This is a genomic window from Edaphobacter sp., assembly GCF_028283685.1.
GTDB lineage: Bacteria > Acidobacteriota > Terriglobia > Terriglobales > Acidobacteriaceae > Edaphobacter.
This window is the reverse complement of record NZ_JAPWKF010000001.1, coordinates 14,559-30,683: the sequence shown is the minus strand read 5'-3', so window position 1 is coordinate 30,683 and position 16,125 is coordinate 14,559. Positions and strand designations below refer to the sequence as shown.

Below are 16,125 nucleotides of genomic sequence, written 5' to 3'. Positions count from 1 at the left end.
CGCCTTGCCCGTCAAACTCAAATACGGCAGCAATAAAGCGAGTGGGAACCGGAGCCTGATCGAGCGGCTGCATCTGGATAACAGCATCGTGCGCGGACTTTTGGTCTTTGTACTCGGTTGCGTGGTGGTTGCCATCTCCGTACTCGGCTACTACTACTTCAAGTACGAGCACGTCGTCGATCAAAGGCTGCATGGCGGCCCGATCTTCGCAAATATCTCGCAGATCTACGCTGCTCCACGCGAGATTCGCCCCGGCCAGAAGATCTCGGCCGATCGAATCGGCGTCGAGCTACGGCGCGCTGGATATAACTACAACTCGCAGCTGGGTACGTACGAGATCAAGGGCGAGAATATCTTCATCAAGCCCGGGCCGCAGAGCTACCACACCACCGATGGCGCGACGATCTCTACCCCCGGTGGCGTCGTTCAGAGGATTACGGCCGAGAATGGTGCGTCTCTAAGCGCCTATGAATTAGAGCCTCTGCTGATTACGGCTCTCTCCGAGGACAACAGCCGCACCAAACGACGGATTATCACCTATAAGGACATACCGCCGCGCATGGTTGAGGCGGTAACTTCGATCGAAGATCGCAACTTCTTCGAGCACAGCGGCGTAAACTTCCTGCGCATCATCAAGTGCGGCATCGAAGACGTCGCCAGCGGCCGCAAGCGTTGCGGTGGCTCTACCATCACCATGCAGCTGGCGCGCGGCTTCTTCCTTACACCGGAGAAGCAGCTCAAGCGCAAGATGATCGAGATCATGATCACCTTCCAGCTGGAGTCGCGCTTCTCGAAGCAGCAGATCTTCGAGATGTACGCCAACCAGATCAACCTGGGACATCGCGGCAGCTACGACATTAATGGCCTGGGTGAAGCATCACAGGCCTTCTTCGGCAAAGACCTGAAGCAGCTGGATACGGCAGAGTGCGCCCTGCTCGCCGGCATGATCCAGAGTCCCAGCCGTCTCAACCCCTATCGTCATCCCGAACGTGCGCTGACACGCCGTAACGTCGTGCTCGAATCGATGGTGGAAACGAATGCGATTACGCAGAGTGAGGCCACGCGAGCCAAGGCAGAGCCACTGCGCCTGGCTGCTCCGAATGTCGATGCCAGCGAAGCGCCCTATTTCGTCGATATGGTGCACGACCAACTGGTCCAACGGATCAACGATCAGGATCTTGCACACCAAAGCCTGCGGATCTACACCTCGCTCGATCCTGAGCTGCAGCAGGTGGCTTCAGAGGCAGTTGAAGCTGGCATGAAGGACGTCGACGAGCTCGTCCGGAAGCGATACGAGCGCAAGAAGGAAGGCGGCCCCATTACCTATCCTCAGGTTGCGCTGATCGCAATGAATCCTCATACCGGGCAGATTCTCGCCCTGGTCGGCGGACGAAGCTATGCGGCCTCACAACTGAATCACGCGGTCGCTCAACGACCGACTGGCTCGATCTTCAAGCCTTTTGTCTATGCCGCTGCCTACAATACATCTCTGAACGGGACAAATCTTGATGGCAACGGTCCCTTCACTGCCGTTACCCGAATCAACGATGATCTTCAGGACTTTGGCACAGCGGGCAAATCCTATATGCCCAATAACTTTGTGAAGGGTGAATACCCTGGCATGGTAACGGCAGTCGATGCGCTGGCGCACTCGCTGAACATCGCGACCATCTCGCTGGCGCAGGAGGTGGGCTATAACAACGTCGCCTCGCTCGCCCGTTCTGCTGGCATCGTCAACGCTCGTGGAACTCCGTCGGTCGCGATCGGAACCTATAACGCAACGCCAATCGACATGGCTGGAGCGTATACGGTCTTTGCCAACAACGGCGTCCATATCAAGCCGTGGATGCTCGCTTCCGTACGCAACTCCTCGGGCGATATCGTGGCAGATTACTCCGCCGAGGCCAAGCAGGTCTTAGATCCTCGCGTCGCCTACCTGACACAGTCCCTCATGGAAGCCGTGATGAACTACGGTACGGGCGGCACGGTCCGCGGTCGAGGCTTCACGGCTCCCGCCGCCGGTAAGACGGGAACGGAACACGACGCATGGTTTGCGGCTTACACCTCAAGCCTGCTCTGCGTGGTGTGGGTCGGAAACGATGACTATACCGACATTAAAATTCAAGGAGCTGATGCCGCTGCCCCCATTTGGGCAGAGTTTATGAAGCATGCCATCAAGCTTCCTCAGTACTCTGACGTAAAGCCCTTCTCTCCGCCGGAGGGTGTCTCCATAGCCCGGATCGATCGTGCCACGGGGCTTCTCTCTGATGCATCCTGCACCGATAAGAGTATGTCGGTGGCGTTCCTGGACGGGACTGCTCCGACAAGCTCGTGTACGCAGATGTCAGATAACCCACAAAATTTCATTCAAAAGATTCTCGGCTTAGGTGGACATCAGGATTCTCCTGCCGCAACACCTTACGTTACCCCAAGGGCACAGGCTCCGAATGGGGTAACACCGACACCTGCTCAGCCGGCGAACGCGGCTGCACCTGCGGCAACGGATCAGCCAGCCCAGGAGACCAAAAAGAAGAAGAACATCTTCCAGAAGATCTTCGGTGGCGGCCACGACGACAAAAAGACCGATCCCAACTCTGGCCAACCACCGCAGTAGATCCTGGCCGCCTCGTCCAGCTGACGTTTCTCATAACATCTGGACGGGGCGGTAAAAGTACGACCTTTCTTCTTCTGAAAACTCTATGTTGAATCGATCCGTGGACTCCTCGGCCTGCTCGGCATTGCCCAGCAGCAGGTAGCCATCACTTGCCATCTGTCGGTGAACCGAACGAAAGACCACGTTTCGATCCTGCAGAGAAAAATAGATCAAGACATTACGCAGGAGCACCAGATCAAAGCTGGGTAGCGGAGGCAGTGGCGCGCACAGATTGGCGCAAACAAAGCGGCAGAGGGAGCGCACAGACGGGACAATCTCCCATTCCTCGCCGTGACGGATCGTATAACGAAGCAGCATGGAAGCCGGAAGCCCACGATTGATCTCCAGCCTGCGATAACGGCCGCGTTGAGCGTACTCGATGACGCGGCTGGAGATATCCGTTCCGACAATCTCAACGTCCCAGGATGCGACCTCCGGAAACCGTTCGAGAAGCAGCATCGCCATGCTGTGGGCTTCCTGACCGGTAGAGCTGGCCGCACTCCAGATGCGAAGCTGTCGCGTCGCCCTTCGGCTCTCAATCAATCTGGGGAGAATCGCCGTTCGCAACAGATCAAAAGGCTTCACATCGCGAAAGAAGCTAGTCTCATTGATCGTCATCGCCTCGGCGACGGCGCGATGCAGATGGGCAGGACGGCGTCCCTTAAGCATCGCAACAAGATCTTTCAAACTGGAGACGCCTGCCATGCGCGTGACAGAGATCAATCTGCGATCAAACAAAGCATTTCGCGACGGATCGATGAGATTAGCTGACTGATGAAAGACAATCTCGCGCAGGTAAGCATAGTCCGCATCAGAGCAGCCCATGAACTACCTCCGGCGACCGCTGCGGCTTTTCTGCAATATCAACACCAGGCAAGGAACGCCCCTTCCGGCTCCTTTTGACGCGTTGCGTAATCTCGCGGCCGATCACAGAGAGAGGCAGCACCGCTGCCGCGATACCTGACTCCGCGATCCTGCCCGGCATACCCCATACCGCCGACGACATCTCATCCTGAGCAAGCACCGTGCCCCCCGCAGCAGCAATGGCGTGAGCCCCTTCAAGACCGTCCGACCCCATCCCTGTCAGCACCAGGGCCAGAGTCCCGGCGCCGTAGAGGCGAGCTGCTGAGTGAAAGAGATAATCCACCGAAGGCCTGCAGTGGTTCAGCGGTTCCTGGTAGTGAAGTTTCGCCGCAAAGCCGCGGACTACTTCCAACGATCCGGGACGAGTAACCGCTTTGGGCATGATCTCCATATGGGCATCCCCGGGAGCCAGAAGGACAGCTCCTGCGCATAGGGGAACGCCATGACTTGCTTCGACGACTTTCAGCCGGCAGAAGCGATTGAGTCTCTCGGCAAGGACTCCGGTAAAGAGCTTCGGCATGTGCTGGACGACCAGCACGGGCACGGGAAAATCCTCTGGAAGCTGTGGCAGCAGCTGCTCGAGAGCTGCTGGCCCTCCGGTTGAGACTCCAATGACGACCACCTCGACCGCGCTACAGGACTCTCTACGGACGATTGCACCGGTAGGTTCATTGAGCGGTATCGCGCCCGGCACTTTTGACTGCCGCAGAGAGTTGGAGGCCAACGCTGCGATCCGGGGAAGAAGTTGCTGGCTCAGTGACGCCAGTGCGCTCTCAAAGTCATGGTGGCCGGTTGGCTTCATGACGTAGTCCGAAGCTCCACGCGCAAGCGCATCCAGCGTCGCCCGGGCGCCGCGCTCGGTATGCGAGCTGCACATGATCACCGGCACCTTGCTGCGTATCGCGCGCAGCCTGTCGAGTACCTCAAGCCCGTCCATGCGCGGCATCTCCAGATCAAGCACCAGCACATCGGGAGCGAGCTTTGCGATCTCCTCGAGGCATTCCATGCCGTCGCGCGCTATGCCCGCAAGCTCCATACGCGGCAGTTCTCCACGCGACTCACCATGGCGCATAAAGAGCGTGCGCATGATCCCTCGCATAACCGCGGAATCGTCCGCTGCCAGCACACGCAGGGTGCGCTCCTTGAAGACTCCCATGCCAAACGTCCCCTCTCCCTGGTTAAATGAGGCTGCTTGTGCACTCAGGCAGCAAACCCGAGGAGCATCATCTTTTCCCGCAGGCTCTCGGGGGTAAACGGCTTCATCAGAAACTCATCCGCGCCATGATCGAGCGCTCGCGAGATGAGTGCACTATCGGCCTCCGTGGTGACCATCATGACCTTCATCTCCGGTTGCAGTTTGGAATTGCGGATGGCCTTGACACACTCAAGCCCATTCATGACCGGCATATTAACGTCGAGGAGAAGGAGATCGAAGGTATTCTCTTCGGCGAGAACCTGCAGCGCTGCGCTCCCGTTCGACGCCTCCATGCAGGAGATCCCCATCCTGCCAAGCAGCTTGCGCATGTACTCTCTGACAAAGATCGAATCATCGACGATGAGGACCCTCATGCGGCATCACCACTAGAACCCTGACGGAACATGCCTGACTCTGCAAGGCGCGTGGGACGCAGCTTTTGCGGGTCCAGCCTGACCATAAGCCCGGACGGCATCTTGTACGCTCCATCGAAGAGCCACTTGCATCGTGACTCCAGGGTGCAGGGATTCACCTCGAGCATACGGCTATTGACGGTGACAACTCCGCCGACGCTGTCTACAACCAACCCAAATCGTTCACGAACATCATCGTCTTCCAGAACCAGAACGCATCCTGCCTCGGCACTCTCCGGAAGGCCAAGAAGTGCACGAAAGCTCACCGTCGTCAGAACATCACCCCGATATGGCACTACACCAGCAACGAATGCAGGCGCCATGGGGACACGTTCCAGGTCACGCTTTCCGAGAACCTCGCGAATCTGTGCGGTATCGATACCGAAGATATCCTCTCCCGCAAACATCGAACAGAGGGAGACGTTCTCAGCTTCTTCGAGCATCATCTCTTGCTTCACAGCTGTCTTCATGCGACCTCCTTCCAATCAGGCTTCTGCTCGAAGCCACGAAAGATCGTGGTGAGCCTGTCTTTGACCAGCGCCAGCTCACCGCCGCCCGCAGCACCGTCGTCCTGAATCAGAGACCCCTCAGAGACATCCAGCACACGGCGGACGACGACACCCATCCGTTGTCCGGTCTTCGATCCCGCCTCCCCGCAGATGAGGATGGTCGCCGCAACATCATCCAGGTTTCCGCCGGCAAGTTCGACCTCATCGAGGACGCGGCCATCATCTCTCAGGGGAAGAAGCTCGCCACGGTATTGCAACAGCGGCCGACCATTGGCATACTCCACTTGGCTGAGGGGAACACTTTCGATGCGCTCCACGATCTCAAGCGGCAGCGCCGTGCGCTCTCGCGCCTTGTCCTCAAATACAAGGAAGGATTCTTCGTCCGTCTGATGCACCTCGACAACTTGATCCTCGTCCTCCTCTGCAACCGGCTTGACTCCCGCTCGGGCAGCTGTTGCAGCGATATCGAGGATCAACGCAAGCGTTCCGTTTCCAAGAACCGTTGCCCCGGAGAACAGGCCGATCTCGCGCAATACCGTTGAGAGGGGCTTAACGACGATCTCTTCCGGGGCCAACAGATCATCGACGACCAGGCCATAGCGGCATCCTTCCGCTTCCAGAACAGCCATGTAAAAGCCATGATGATCCGTGGCGTTGTTCAGGCCGAGCAGGCGATCCAGCCAGACCATCGGCAGTAGCCGATCGCGTAAGCGATACACCTCTGCCGCCCCCACGCGCTCAATCACCTTGGCAGCATCGCGCGTGGGAATATAAACCAGCTCCACCAGCGTCGTCTGCGGCAAAGCGAAGCTCTGACGGCCGCTGCGCACAACGAGAGCAGGAACAATAGCCAGCGTCAGAGGGACCCGCAGGCGCAGGGTCGTCCCCACGCCAACCTTCGAGTCCAGCTCAACGCTTCCGTTCACCTTTTCGATGTTGGCACGGACGACATCCATACCAACCCCTCTGCCAGAGACCGTAGTGACAGCGGCAGCGGTTGAAAAACCCGGCAGGAAGATTAACTGCAGGACCTCGCGCTCGCTCATGGCAGCCGCTGTGTCTGCAGGTACAAGGCCGCGTTCAACCGCCTTGGCTCGCACCTTTTCTGTCGCGATGCCGCCGCCGTCATCAGAGACCTCGATGACGACCGAGCCTCCCTGATGAAAAGCCTTCAGCGTGACGCAGCCCTCTGAAGACTTCCCTGCGCGGAGTCTCTCCGCAGGAGGTTCGATACCATGATCGACCGAATTACGGACGGCGTGGGTTAGAGGGTCCTTGATCGCCTCCAAAAGACTCTTGTCTAGACCGGTCTCCTGGCCGAAGAACTCGATCCGCACTTCGCGCCCACAGGTCCTGGCCAGGTCGCGCACCATGCGCGGGAATTTTCCAAAGAGATTGCCCACCGGCTGCATACGGGCCTGCATGACGGTCTCGCGCAGGTCCGCCGTCACGCTGTCCAGCCTGCGTGCAAGTTCGGGAAAATTGGTCGCTTCGACGCCGCTCTGCAGCATCTGATTGCGCGTCAACACCAGCTCACCGACCAGGTTCATCATCCGGTTGAGGACATCGACGTCGATGCGCAAGGTCTTGTCGTTGGAGCCTACTGCGCTCTGAACAGCGACCGCTACGGACGGCGACCCGGCACCCGGCTCAACTGCCGCCGGGTCTGTGGGGACGACGATCGGAGCCAGATGCGCTCCGCCGGCCGTGGGCGGCTCCTCTTCGTTTAAAGCGGCGAGCTCCGCGATCAGCGCCTTATCGTCCGCGCTGCCTTGCTCGCCTTCATTCCCCGTATCCTCAATCAGCTGTACGATGGCGCGCAGACCATCCAGGAGACGAAGCAGCCCGCTGACAAGTTCCTCGGTCACCGCAAGCCGGCCTTCGCGCAAGGAGCCCAACAGATACTCGCCGGCGTGCGCCAGCTTTTCGAGCCGCGAAAAGCCGAGGAAGCCGGTCGTTCCCTTGATGGTGTGCACCGCACGGAAGATCTCGCCGACCAGCTGTGCGCTGTCTTGCGGTCTTGCCTCAAGCTCAGTCAGGCATCGCTCCATGCGATCGAGCCCTTCCTGGCTTTCCGTAATGAATTCTTTCGTCAGGTCGTCCACAACGCTTCTATCGGACGACGGTGCCAATCGCGTGAACTGTTCGCGCTTGCCTTTGCCGTTCGCAGCCTTTAGCCTCAGTGCCATGTCTCAAAATGAATCAGCCGGCACCGTCAGCAACTCCCAGTTCGAACAGCTGCGAGAGCTGGCACTCGCTGTCGCTGCCAAGGCCTACGCTCCATATAGCGGCTTTCGTGTCGGCGCGGCCGTTTTGCTGGAAGATGGCCGGACGTCGCAGGGCTGCAACGTGGAGAACGCCTCGTACCGCCTCACCACATGCGCGGAGCAGGCCGCGATCAGTTCGGCGGTGGCGCTTTACGGCCCGGCGATTCGCATCCGTACCGTGGTCATCGTCAACCTCAACCAATCTGCATGTCAGCCCTGCGGTGCGTGCCGTCAAACCATCCAGGAATTCAGCTCGCACGATACATTAGTCTGCTTCCCTGCAGAAGACGGCCAGATGACGCAATCCACCATCGCCGCTCTTCTGCCTCACGCCTTCGTTCTTGCAGAGTAGGGCATCCCGGTTAATCCTCATGAATCAAATTCACCCCATCGATGTCATCCTTCATAAACGCGACGGTGCAGCACTAAGCGACGAAGAGATCCAAGGCTTTGTCCGCGCTATCGTGGAACGCACTGGCGAACGGCAGCTGGTCACAGATGCCCAGATTGCTGCCTTCCTTATGGCCGTCTTTCTCAAGGGTCTCGACGCCAGAGAGCTGGCCACTCTGACCGCCGCGATGCGATTCTCCGGGGATACCTTCGATGCCTCCTCGTTGAAGACTTTTACCATAGACAAACACTCGACCGGAGGCGTGGGAGATAAGACGTCGCTGCTGATTGCCCCGATTCTCGCGGCGGCCGGCATTGCTACACCGACATCGGAAGAGGTTCCCGGCATCTGTGTGCCGATGATCAGTGGACGCAGCCTGGGGCATACCGGCGGCACCCTCGACAAACTCGAAACAATCCCCGGCTTCAACACCCAGCTCGGACTCGCACAGTTGGCCGAGGTTCTCCGCCGCTGCGGGGCGGCGCTCATCGGACAGACCCCGCGGATCGTGCCAGCCGACCGCACACTTTACGCTCTGCGCGATCATACCGGCACAGTCGAGTCCCCATTTCTTATCACCGCAAGCATCATGAGCAAGAAGCTGGCGGAGAGCCTGAACGCACTGGTGCTGGACGTCAAGGTTGGCTCGGGTGCCTTTATGCCGAGCTACGAACAATCCAGGTTCCTCGCGGAGTTGATGGTGCAGACCGGCGAGCGCGCCGGAACGCGTACGGTCGCCTTACTGACGAACATGGAACAGCCACTGGGCCGATTCTCCGGCAACTGGGTGGAGGTCTGGGAGTGCGTCGACATCATGAAACAGGTTCGCCATCCGATGTCCGCAGACCTGATCGAACTGTCGAATCTTCTCTCGGGCTCGATGCTTCACCTTGCCGGCCGCGCAAAGACCCCGGAAGAAGGCGCTGGGCTGGCTGATGAGATCCTCACCTCAGGAGCAGCATACCGGGCATGGCTGGGGATCGTCGAAGCGCAGGGCGGAGACCTCTCCGTCTTTGAGGACCCGGCAAGCCACCATCGACCACAGGCATCAACCGTGATCAAGGCCAGCCGGCCCGGCTACCTGGCATCGATGGACTGCAAGCAGGTCGGGTGGGCGGTCCAGCGCCTGGGAGCAGGTCGAGCCAAGCCGGGCGATCCCGTCAGCGCTCACGCGGGCATCGAATCCCATGCCAAACTGGGCCAGCGCGTGGAGGAGGGGCAGGCTCTGTTTACGCTCTTCAGCGAGGACGAGTCCCTTCTGGAAGAACCTCGAAAGATGCTGCTCGATACCCTGGTGATATCGGAGAAACCCGTGAACGCTCCCCCCTTGCTGCGTGAAGTGGTCTCAGCGGCAGGGCACGAAAGCATCTCCTAAAGCCACAGAGAAAGCCTTTAGCGGGCTAAAGTGCGGCAAGAGTCGTTTTTTCACTATTGCTTCCCTCGATCTTTCGCGGATAATGTTGGCACGCGAATCCCACCGGCAGGCTCAATTCCGGGCCCCGTACTTCTTTTTGACAGCAAAAAAAGAGGCCTGCTGGCAGAACAAAGTATGGAGCCCTTGATGAACTACGCCTTTCTCCCTGATCTCTCTGCATTGGCGATCCTCATCGCCATCCTGCTACTGATGCGCCGAAAACATCCCCAGGAGCATACAGATCTCTGGCTGATAGGACTTCTCATTACACTGGTCGAGTCCATGGCGCATATCTTCTACGCGCCTGACGGCTTGCCAGCGACCGTTCTGCATGTCGTCGTAGTGGACTGCTATCTTCTGGCTGGGCTGGTCTTCTGCTGGGACTCCCGCGAACATCCTATCCCCGCAATGACCCGGATGCTGTATCTGGTTATTAACGGGCTTCCGCTGCTAGCCATCAACACGACCTACGGCCTGCATATCTTTCGTCCAGCCCCCTATTATCCATGGATCGCGGTTGGCGTGCTGACGGCCATCGGCAGCTCCATTATCCTTCACCGTCCGCGCTTCTCCACGGTTGTTCATCTTGCCGGCTGGATCGCCATCGGGATACTCGTCGACCATGGCAAATATCGGGATGCGGTTTACTGGAGCCTCTCCGGGGTCTATGCCATCGCCGGCATCAAGTTTCAAAAGAGACTACCCACCCAAAGCACCGGGAGGCTCGCGATCATGACGGGCTTCTTCATCTGGTCGATCTGCTTCTTTGTTCACCCGTTCATCGTCACCTTCCGTGCCTATGCAGACATTGCATCGCATGTTTGGAATATGCAGAAGTCACTAATCTCGATCGGTATGATCCTGGTGATGCTCGAGCAACAGCTCAGCTGCAATCGCTGGCTTGCGCTACACGATGAGCTCACCGGCCTTCCTAACCGCAGGGCCTTCGAGGATCAGCTCTCGATAGCACTCGACCGCTGCCGCAGATCCGAGACCACACTGGCTCTCTTCATGCTCGATCTCGATGGTTTCAAACAGATTAACGATAACTTCGGACACCAGGCCGGCGATCAGATGCTGCGCCACGTCGCTACATCGCTACGAGAAAACCTTCGCGGCTTCGACGCCATGGCGAGGCTCGGAGGAGATGAGTTCACCCTGGTCACCTGCAATCCGGAAGCAACACAATCGATCGAACAGATCAGCGATAGGATCTGCTCGATTATTGAGCGTCCACTTCTCTACGACAACCAGACATTGCGGGTCTCGGCCTCGATTGGCATCGCGATCTTCCCCGATGACGCGGCCGATTCGACGCGCCTGCTGCGCATCGCCGACCTGCGCATGTATTCGCTCAAACAGAAGCGGACACCGCTACGCCATATCCGCCTGGACAGCGTGCCTTCCCTCACCGCGAGCGGACGGTTTCGGAGCCACATGGCAGGTGGACATTAGCCTCCCAGCGTTCTCGCGGCGATACAAACCACTGGTTCAGCGCCCCGGTAAACCGTTACACTCATCCCACACGCCATCACAGCACGGCAGGGAGCGACTCACCTTTGTCTCGGTTCATCGGTCTATTTGGTCTCATTGTTTTCCTCGGACTCGCGTATGCCTTCTCCACGGATCGGCGCGCCATTCGGTGGCGAACGGTGGCGTGGGGGCTCAGTCTCCAGATCTTCTTTGCCATCCTGGTGATTAAGTGGAGTTACGGACAGACGCTGCTGCATAAAGCCTCTGTCGTCGTCACGTCGTTGCTGGCGCACTCGGTGGATGGCTCCTCGATGGTCTTCGGGTCGCTTGGCACTCCGGGCAATCCTCTTTCCATCTTTGCCTTCGCCGTCCTGCCAACCATCATCTTCGTCTCAGCGTTCTTTGCCATCCTCTATCACATCGGCCTGATGCAGCAGATCATTCGCGTCGTGGCCTGGGTCATGCAGCGCACCATGGGAACCAGTGGCGCGGAATCCACCAATGTGGCAGCCTCGATCTTCATGGGACAGACGGAAGCTCCGCTGACGATTCGCCCCTTCCTCGACGGAGCGACACGATCGGAGTTGATGACCATCATGACCTCCGGCATGGCGCACGTCTCCGGCGGCATCATGGCCGCCTATATTAGCTTTGGCATCAACGCACAGGATCTTCTCTCCGCCGTCATCATGACAGCTCCGGGAACTATTCTCGTTGCCAAGATGCTTGTCCCCGAGACCGAGGTTCCGGCGACCGCAGGAACCGTGAAGATGCCGCCGCAGGAAGAGCACTCCAGCGACAACTTCATCGCCGCTATTGCTCGAGGCACCATCGACGGCGGAAAGCTGGCCTTCAACGTTGCCATTATGCTGATCAGCTTCCTCGCTCTCGTCGGACTCTTCAACGGAATCATGCTGGGCATCTCCAATTTTCTCTGGGCCCACGGGCACATCCCCTTTCCACACTCTCTGAACTCCGTCCTGGGAGTCGTCGGGGCGCCTGTAGCAGCAATCATCGGCATTCCGTGGCATGAAGCCCGCGCCATCGGCAACCTTCTAGGCACCAGAGCTGTTCTCAACGAATTTGTCGCCTACACGCAGCTCGGCCTGATGAAGTCACAGCTCTCTCCCAGAAGCTTCTCCATTGCAACCTTCGCTCTCTGTGGCTTTGCCAATATCGGATCGATCGGCATGCAGATCGGAGGCATCGGAGCATTGGTGCCGAATCGGCGAAACGACCTCGCGCAGCTTGGGCTTCGCGCTATGCTGGCTGGCACAATGGCCAATCTGATGAGCGCCAGCATCGTCTCGCTGCTGATCCGCTAGGCGTGCAGGCTCGGTTACCTATCGGCGCGCAGGATGCAACCGACAAGCTCTTCCGTGTCTTGGATCGCCTTATTGCGGCTTAATCCATAGGCCTTCGGATGCGCCAGGAGAAGCGCCGCGGCTCCGTGCAGCGTCATGACGATCTGACGCAATCGCATATCGACAGTCTCTTTTGGTGTCTCCAGGGACAGAAGCTCCTGAACCACCTCGCGAATCCCCTGCAAGAACTCCTTTCCCAGACGATCCCGCTCCTCGTTCAGCAAACGATCGCTCTGTCGCTGCAGAAAGATCAGCGAATAGTGGTCTGGATAGGCAGTCGCGAACCCGATCATCTCCGCAATAAAGAAGTGAACCTTTTCTCCGGCATTGCCGGCGGCATTCAGCTTCCGGTTTATCCTTTCGGTAAATCTCGTATAGAGCTCCAGGCAAAGATAATGAATCAGGGCGTCTTTATTGGCAAAGTGCCGATACATTGCCATCTGCGAGCAACCGGCCTTCTGAGCGACGTGGCGCAGGGAGAGGTGCTCGTACCCCTCCTCGATGAGGACACGGCTGGCGGCCTCAATGATATGCTTTCGCAGGTTTCCTGTCTTCGTGGACGGGCTCGTTTTTTCTATTGCCATGATCATGTTTACAGTGTAATCTAATTTTAGTTTACAGCGAACACATGATTTCGAACACACGATCTCGATGGTTTCTGTCCCTCCTTCTCCTGAACGCAGGAGCCCTTTTTGCTTCTGGACAAGTGAACAGCAGCTTGCCGCCGCCACTTCCTGATTGCTCAATGGTTCTGACCACGCGTGACGCCGCACGCTGCATCGGCACGACCCGGACGGACACACCGATTCCGCATCTGGACGAGAGCCATCGCTATACCCTCCCCGAGTTGATCGACATCGCGGAGAGTTCCAGCCCGGAAGGGCGTATTGCGTGGACCGAGGCCAAGCGTGCCCTCGAAAAAACCAGCATTAGCCGCGCCGAATATCTTCCTCTGTTGACGCTCGCCGCTCAAGGAAGCGACCTGCGCGCGATCGTTCCCTTCCCAAAGCCTATTGCGCCGCGCGGTTATGTCACCGTGGAAGAGCCTCAGGTCGTTGCCCAACTGGAGCTTCGCTACAGCCTCCTCGATTTTGGTCGCGGAAGTCGTCTGGAAGGCAGCAAAGCTCTCGAGATCGCTTCGACACTGCGCCTTGGGCGCGTACACCAGACGCTGGCATACAACACTGCGATGCAGTTCTATCGCACGCAGCAGGCCCTCGGCCTGCTCGACGCTGCGAAAATCATTCACCAGACAGCTGACACCTTACAGAAGAATGCTCAGTCGCAGTTCGACAACGGTCGCGCAACCCTGCCTGACGTTCAAAATGCTGTAGCGGGCGAAGCAGAGGCACGTTACAACCTTGCCGCCGCCGAAGGCGAAGTCGAGAAAGCAAAACTGTCGCTTACGGAATCAATCGGAATCGAGCCGACCACTGCGATCGAGATTGCTCCCGAGACCCCGCAGGCAGCGGAGAGCTTTGAGCGCTCAGTCGAAGAGCTCATTCAGGTCGCATGGAAGTCGCGTCCAGATCTTCTCGCACGCGCACAAGAGCTGCGCCATGCTCAAGAGGCTTATCGTACGGCGCACGCGGCCTATCTTCCGAAGGTTGGACTGCAGGCTGCAGGTGGACAGACAAGCATGTGGCCGACCGCCGACTACGGACAGCTTGGTCCGGCAAGCGTCTCCACGTGGCAGGTTGCCGCCCAGCTGCAATGGGATGTCTTCAACGGCGCACGCGGCCATGAACAAAAGGCTGCTCTCGCCGAACAGAAGGCTGCTGCCGAAGCACAGCGTGCAACCCAGGACAGTGTAACGCGCCAGGTCTGGGAGGCATATACCGACTACCAGACTGCGCTTGCGCAAGAGAAAGCCGCAAAGAGTTATCTGGATTCGGCACAGGTCTCGTATGACTCCTCCCTCGATGCCTTCGGTTATGGCGTACGTTCGCTGGTCGACGTCGTGCAGGCCGAACGCCAGCTGGCACAGGCGAGGCAGGAGTCGGTCCGGGCACAGGCACGACGTCTCCAGACGGAGATCGCTCTCAGTTACGCCACCGGGCAACTTGCACCACCCAAACTTCCCGCAACAGGAGCACGTCCGTGACACGATCATTCCGTTTCGCCGTATCTGCACTGCTGACCTACTCTTTAGCCGGATGCAGCAGAAACCCGAATGTTGAGATCGTCGGGTCCTATTTTCCCGGCTGGATGATCTCTCTGGCCGCTGCCGTGGCATTGACCGGCGTTGCCCACGTTCTGTTGCGCAGAAAAGGCCTTCTGCATGCAGTCGGTCATCCAGCGCTGATCTACCCCAGCATGGTACTGCTGTTCACCTGCCTGCTCTGGTTATGCTTCTTTGCCTGATAGGAATTCACCATGAATCCGCAAGAAAAAACGACGTTTGGACGTAGGCTCGGCATCGCCGTCGTGGCGCTAGCCGTGATCGTTCTCCTCATCGCGGTACTGCAGGTTGACCGCCATCCACGGACCGACGACGCGACCGTCCGCGCAAATGCCATCGCCTTTGCTCCTGAGGTGGAAGGACGCCTTACCAAGCTGCTGGTGCAGGATAACCAGGTCGTCCGTAAGGGCGATCTGCTATTCGAGATCGATCCTCGTCCTTACGAATATGCTCTGGCGCAGGCGCGAGCCGACCAGGCGACCCTCGAAGGACAGATCAACGACGAGAGACGCCGCATCGCAACCGAGCAAAGCGCCGTCGGAACGGCTCGCGCAGGCGTCCTAAGCTCCAAGAGCGGTATCAGCGCGTCTGAGGCCAACTATCAGGCATCCCAGGCTGCAGTGGAGCGAGCCAATGCAGCCCAGACCTCCGCAAATGCCCAGCTGAAGTTTGCCCAGAACGACTACGACCGCATCGCCCCGCTGTTGGCAAAGCACTACGTGACCACACAACAGGTCGACCAGGCACAGACGGTACTACGCGTTGCACAAGAGGCTGCACATCAAGCCTCGTCCCAATTACTGCAGTCCCAGGCACAGGCGTCCATGGCATTAGCAACCAAGCAGGCCGCTGAAGCTGGTTTTCAGGCCTCTCAATCGAAGCTTGGAGAAGCCGTGCATACGGTCGATACGCTGGAGACTCTGATGGCTCAGCGGCCAAATCGAGCCGCCAAGCTGCAGCAGGCTGAGCTCAACCTGGAGTGGTGCCAGGTCCGCGCTCCCTTTGACGGTTACGTCACCAACATGAACATCTCGGAGGGCGCTTATGCGCATCCGGGAACGCCGATCTTCACGTTGATCGATACGACGACATGGTGGGTTCTTGCCAACTACCGTGAATCAAAGCTAAAGCACATTCAGCCTGGAATGCATGTTGAGGTCTATCTGATGGAGCATCCCAGCAAACGCTTCAATGGTGTCGTCGATAGCGTCGGCCGCGGCGTCTTTCCGGAAGATGGTGGCGTGACCAACGGCTTCCCTGCCGTCGATCGCACACTGAACTGGGTACATCTCTCGGCAAGATTTCCTGTTCGCATTCGCGTGACAGATCCGAATCCCGATCTCTTCCGCGTAGGAGCAACGGCAATCACGGTCGTTCGTTAAGGGCGTTATGACATCCGC

14 protein-coding genes are annotated in these 16,125 nt (G+C 58.4%); 8 read left to right on the top strand and 6 right to left on the bottom strand.

Features of this window, described 5'->3' with window-relative positions:
- The first annotated feature begins 4 nt into the window (after window positions 1–4).
- Window positions 5–2,614, top strand: coding sequence for a transglycosylase domain-containing protein (locus tag PW789_RS00115; RefSeq protein WP_299370008.1), 2,610 nt, complete (start codon window positions 5–7; stop codon window positions 2,612–2,614).
- Window positions 2,615–2,644: 30 nt separating this feature from the next.
- On the opposite strand, the gene PW789_RS00110 is transcribed toward PW789_RS00115, so the two are convergent.
- From PW789_RS00110 to PW789_RS00090, 5 genes are read right to left on the bottom strand one after another with little or no spacing between them, the layout of a single operon-like run.
- Entirely contained in the window at window positions 2,645–3,478 is an 834-nt protein-coding gene (locus PW789_RS00110; RefSeq protein WP_299370006.1) for a CheR family methyltransferase, read from the bottom strand.
- The gene (gene cheB, locus PW789_RS00105; protein WP_299370004.1) at window positions 3,465–4,673 is read right to left on the bottom strand and encodes a chemotaxis-specific protein-glutamate methyltransferase CheB; all 1,209 of its coding nucleotides are present in this window, start codon (window positions 4,671–4,673) and stop codon (window positions 3,465–3,467) included. The genes PW789_RS00110 and cheB overlap by 14 nt, the downstream gene beginning before the upstream one ends.
- Before the next feature lie 44 nt (window positions 4,674–4,717).
- Window positions 4,718–5,086, bottom strand: a complete 369-nt coding sequence (locus PW789_RS00100) for a response regulator (RefSeq protein ID WP_299370002.1) — start codon at window positions 5,084–5,086, stop codon at window positions 4,718–4,720.
- Complete coding sequence (locus tag PW789_RS00095) at window positions 5,083–5,595, bottom strand: chemotaxis protein CheW (protein WP_299370000.1); 513 nt, start codon at window positions 5,593–5,595, stop codon at window positions 5,083–5,085. The genes PW789_RS00100 and PW789_RS00095 overlap by 4 nt, the downstream gene beginning before the upstream one ends.
- Window positions 5,592–7,823 carry a chemotaxis protein CheA gene (locus PW789_RS00090; protein ID WP_299369997.1) on the bottom strand — a complete coding sequence of 744 codons (2,232 nt, stop codon included), beginning with the start codon at window positions 7,821–7,823 and terminating at the stop codon, window positions 5,592–5,594. Before PW789_RS00090 ends, PW789_RS00095 begins: the two co-directional genes overlap by 4 nt.
- On the opposite strand from PW789_RS00090, the gene PW789_RS00085 reads away from it, so the two are divergent.
- From PW789_RS00085 to PW789_RS00070, 4 genes are all read left to right on the top strand, one after another.
- Window positions 7,822–8,253 (top strand): cytidine deaminase, encoded by a 432-nt coding sequence (locus tag PW789_RS00085; RefSeq protein ID WP_299369995.1) that lies wholly within the window; start codon window positions 7,822–7,824, stop codon window positions 8,251–8,253. The two genes, PW789_RS00090 and PW789_RS00085, sit on opposite strands and share 2 nt — an antisense overlap.
- A 19-nt stretch (window positions 8,254–8,272) precedes the next feature.
- Window positions 8,273–9,667, top strand: coding sequence for a thymidine phosphorylase (locus PW789_RS00080; protein WP_299369993.1), 1,395 nt, complete (start codon window positions 8,273–8,275; stop codon window positions 9,665–9,667).
- Window positions 9,668–9,853: 186 nt separating this feature from the next.
- Window positions 9,854–11,161: a GGDEF domain-containing protein gene (locus PW789_RS00075; protein WP_299369991.1), complete on the top strand. Its 1,308-nt coding sequence runs from the start codon at window positions 9,854–9,856 to the stop codon at window positions 11,159–11,161.
- Between the two features lie 104 nt (window positions 11,162–11,265).
- Window positions 11,266–12,504: a nucleoside transporter C-terminal domain-containing protein gene (locus PW789_RS00070; protein ID WP_299369989.1), complete on the top strand. Its 1,239-nt coding sequence runs from the start codon at window positions 11,266–11,268 to the stop codon at window positions 12,502–12,504.
- A gap of 14 nt (window positions 12,505–12,518) precedes the next feature.
- On the opposite strand, the gene PW789_RS00065 is transcribed toward PW789_RS00070, so the two are convergent.
- Window positions 12,519–13,289, bottom strand: coding sequence for a TetR/AcrR family transcriptional regulator (locus PW789_RS00065; RefSeq protein ID WP_299369987.1), 771 nt, complete (start codon window positions 13,287–13,289; stop codon window positions 12,519–12,521).
- Here PW789_RS00065 and PW789_RS00060 point away from each other — a divergent pair.
- Genes PW789_RS00060 through PW789_RS00050 form a run of 3 tightly spaced genes read left to right on the top strand, consistent with a single transcriptional unit; the run spans window position 13,289 to window position 16,107 of the window.
- A complete protein-coding gene (locus tag PW789_RS00060; RefSeq protein ID WP_299369985.1) occupies window positions 13,289–14,647 on the top strand; it encodes a TolC family protein in 1,359 nt (452 codons plus the stop codon). The two genes, PW789_RS00065 and PW789_RS00060, sit on opposite strands and share 1 nt — an antisense overlap.
- Window positions 14,644–14,907 (top strand): YtcA family lipoprotein, encoded by a 264-nt coding sequence (locus PW789_RS00055; protein WP_299369983.1) that lies wholly within the window; start codon window positions 14,644–14,646, stop codon window positions 14,905–14,907. Before PW789_RS00060 ends, PW789_RS00055 begins: the two co-directional genes overlap by 4 nt.
- A gap of 12 nt (window positions 14,908–14,919) precedes the next feature.
- Window positions 14,920–16,107: a biotin/lipoyl-binding protein gene (locus PW789_RS00050; RefSeq protein ID WP_299369981.1), complete on the top strand. Its 1,188-nt coding sequence runs from the start codon at window positions 14,920–14,922 to the stop codon at window positions 16,105–16,107.
- The last annotated feature ends 18 nt before the right edge of the window (window positions 16,108–16,125 follow it).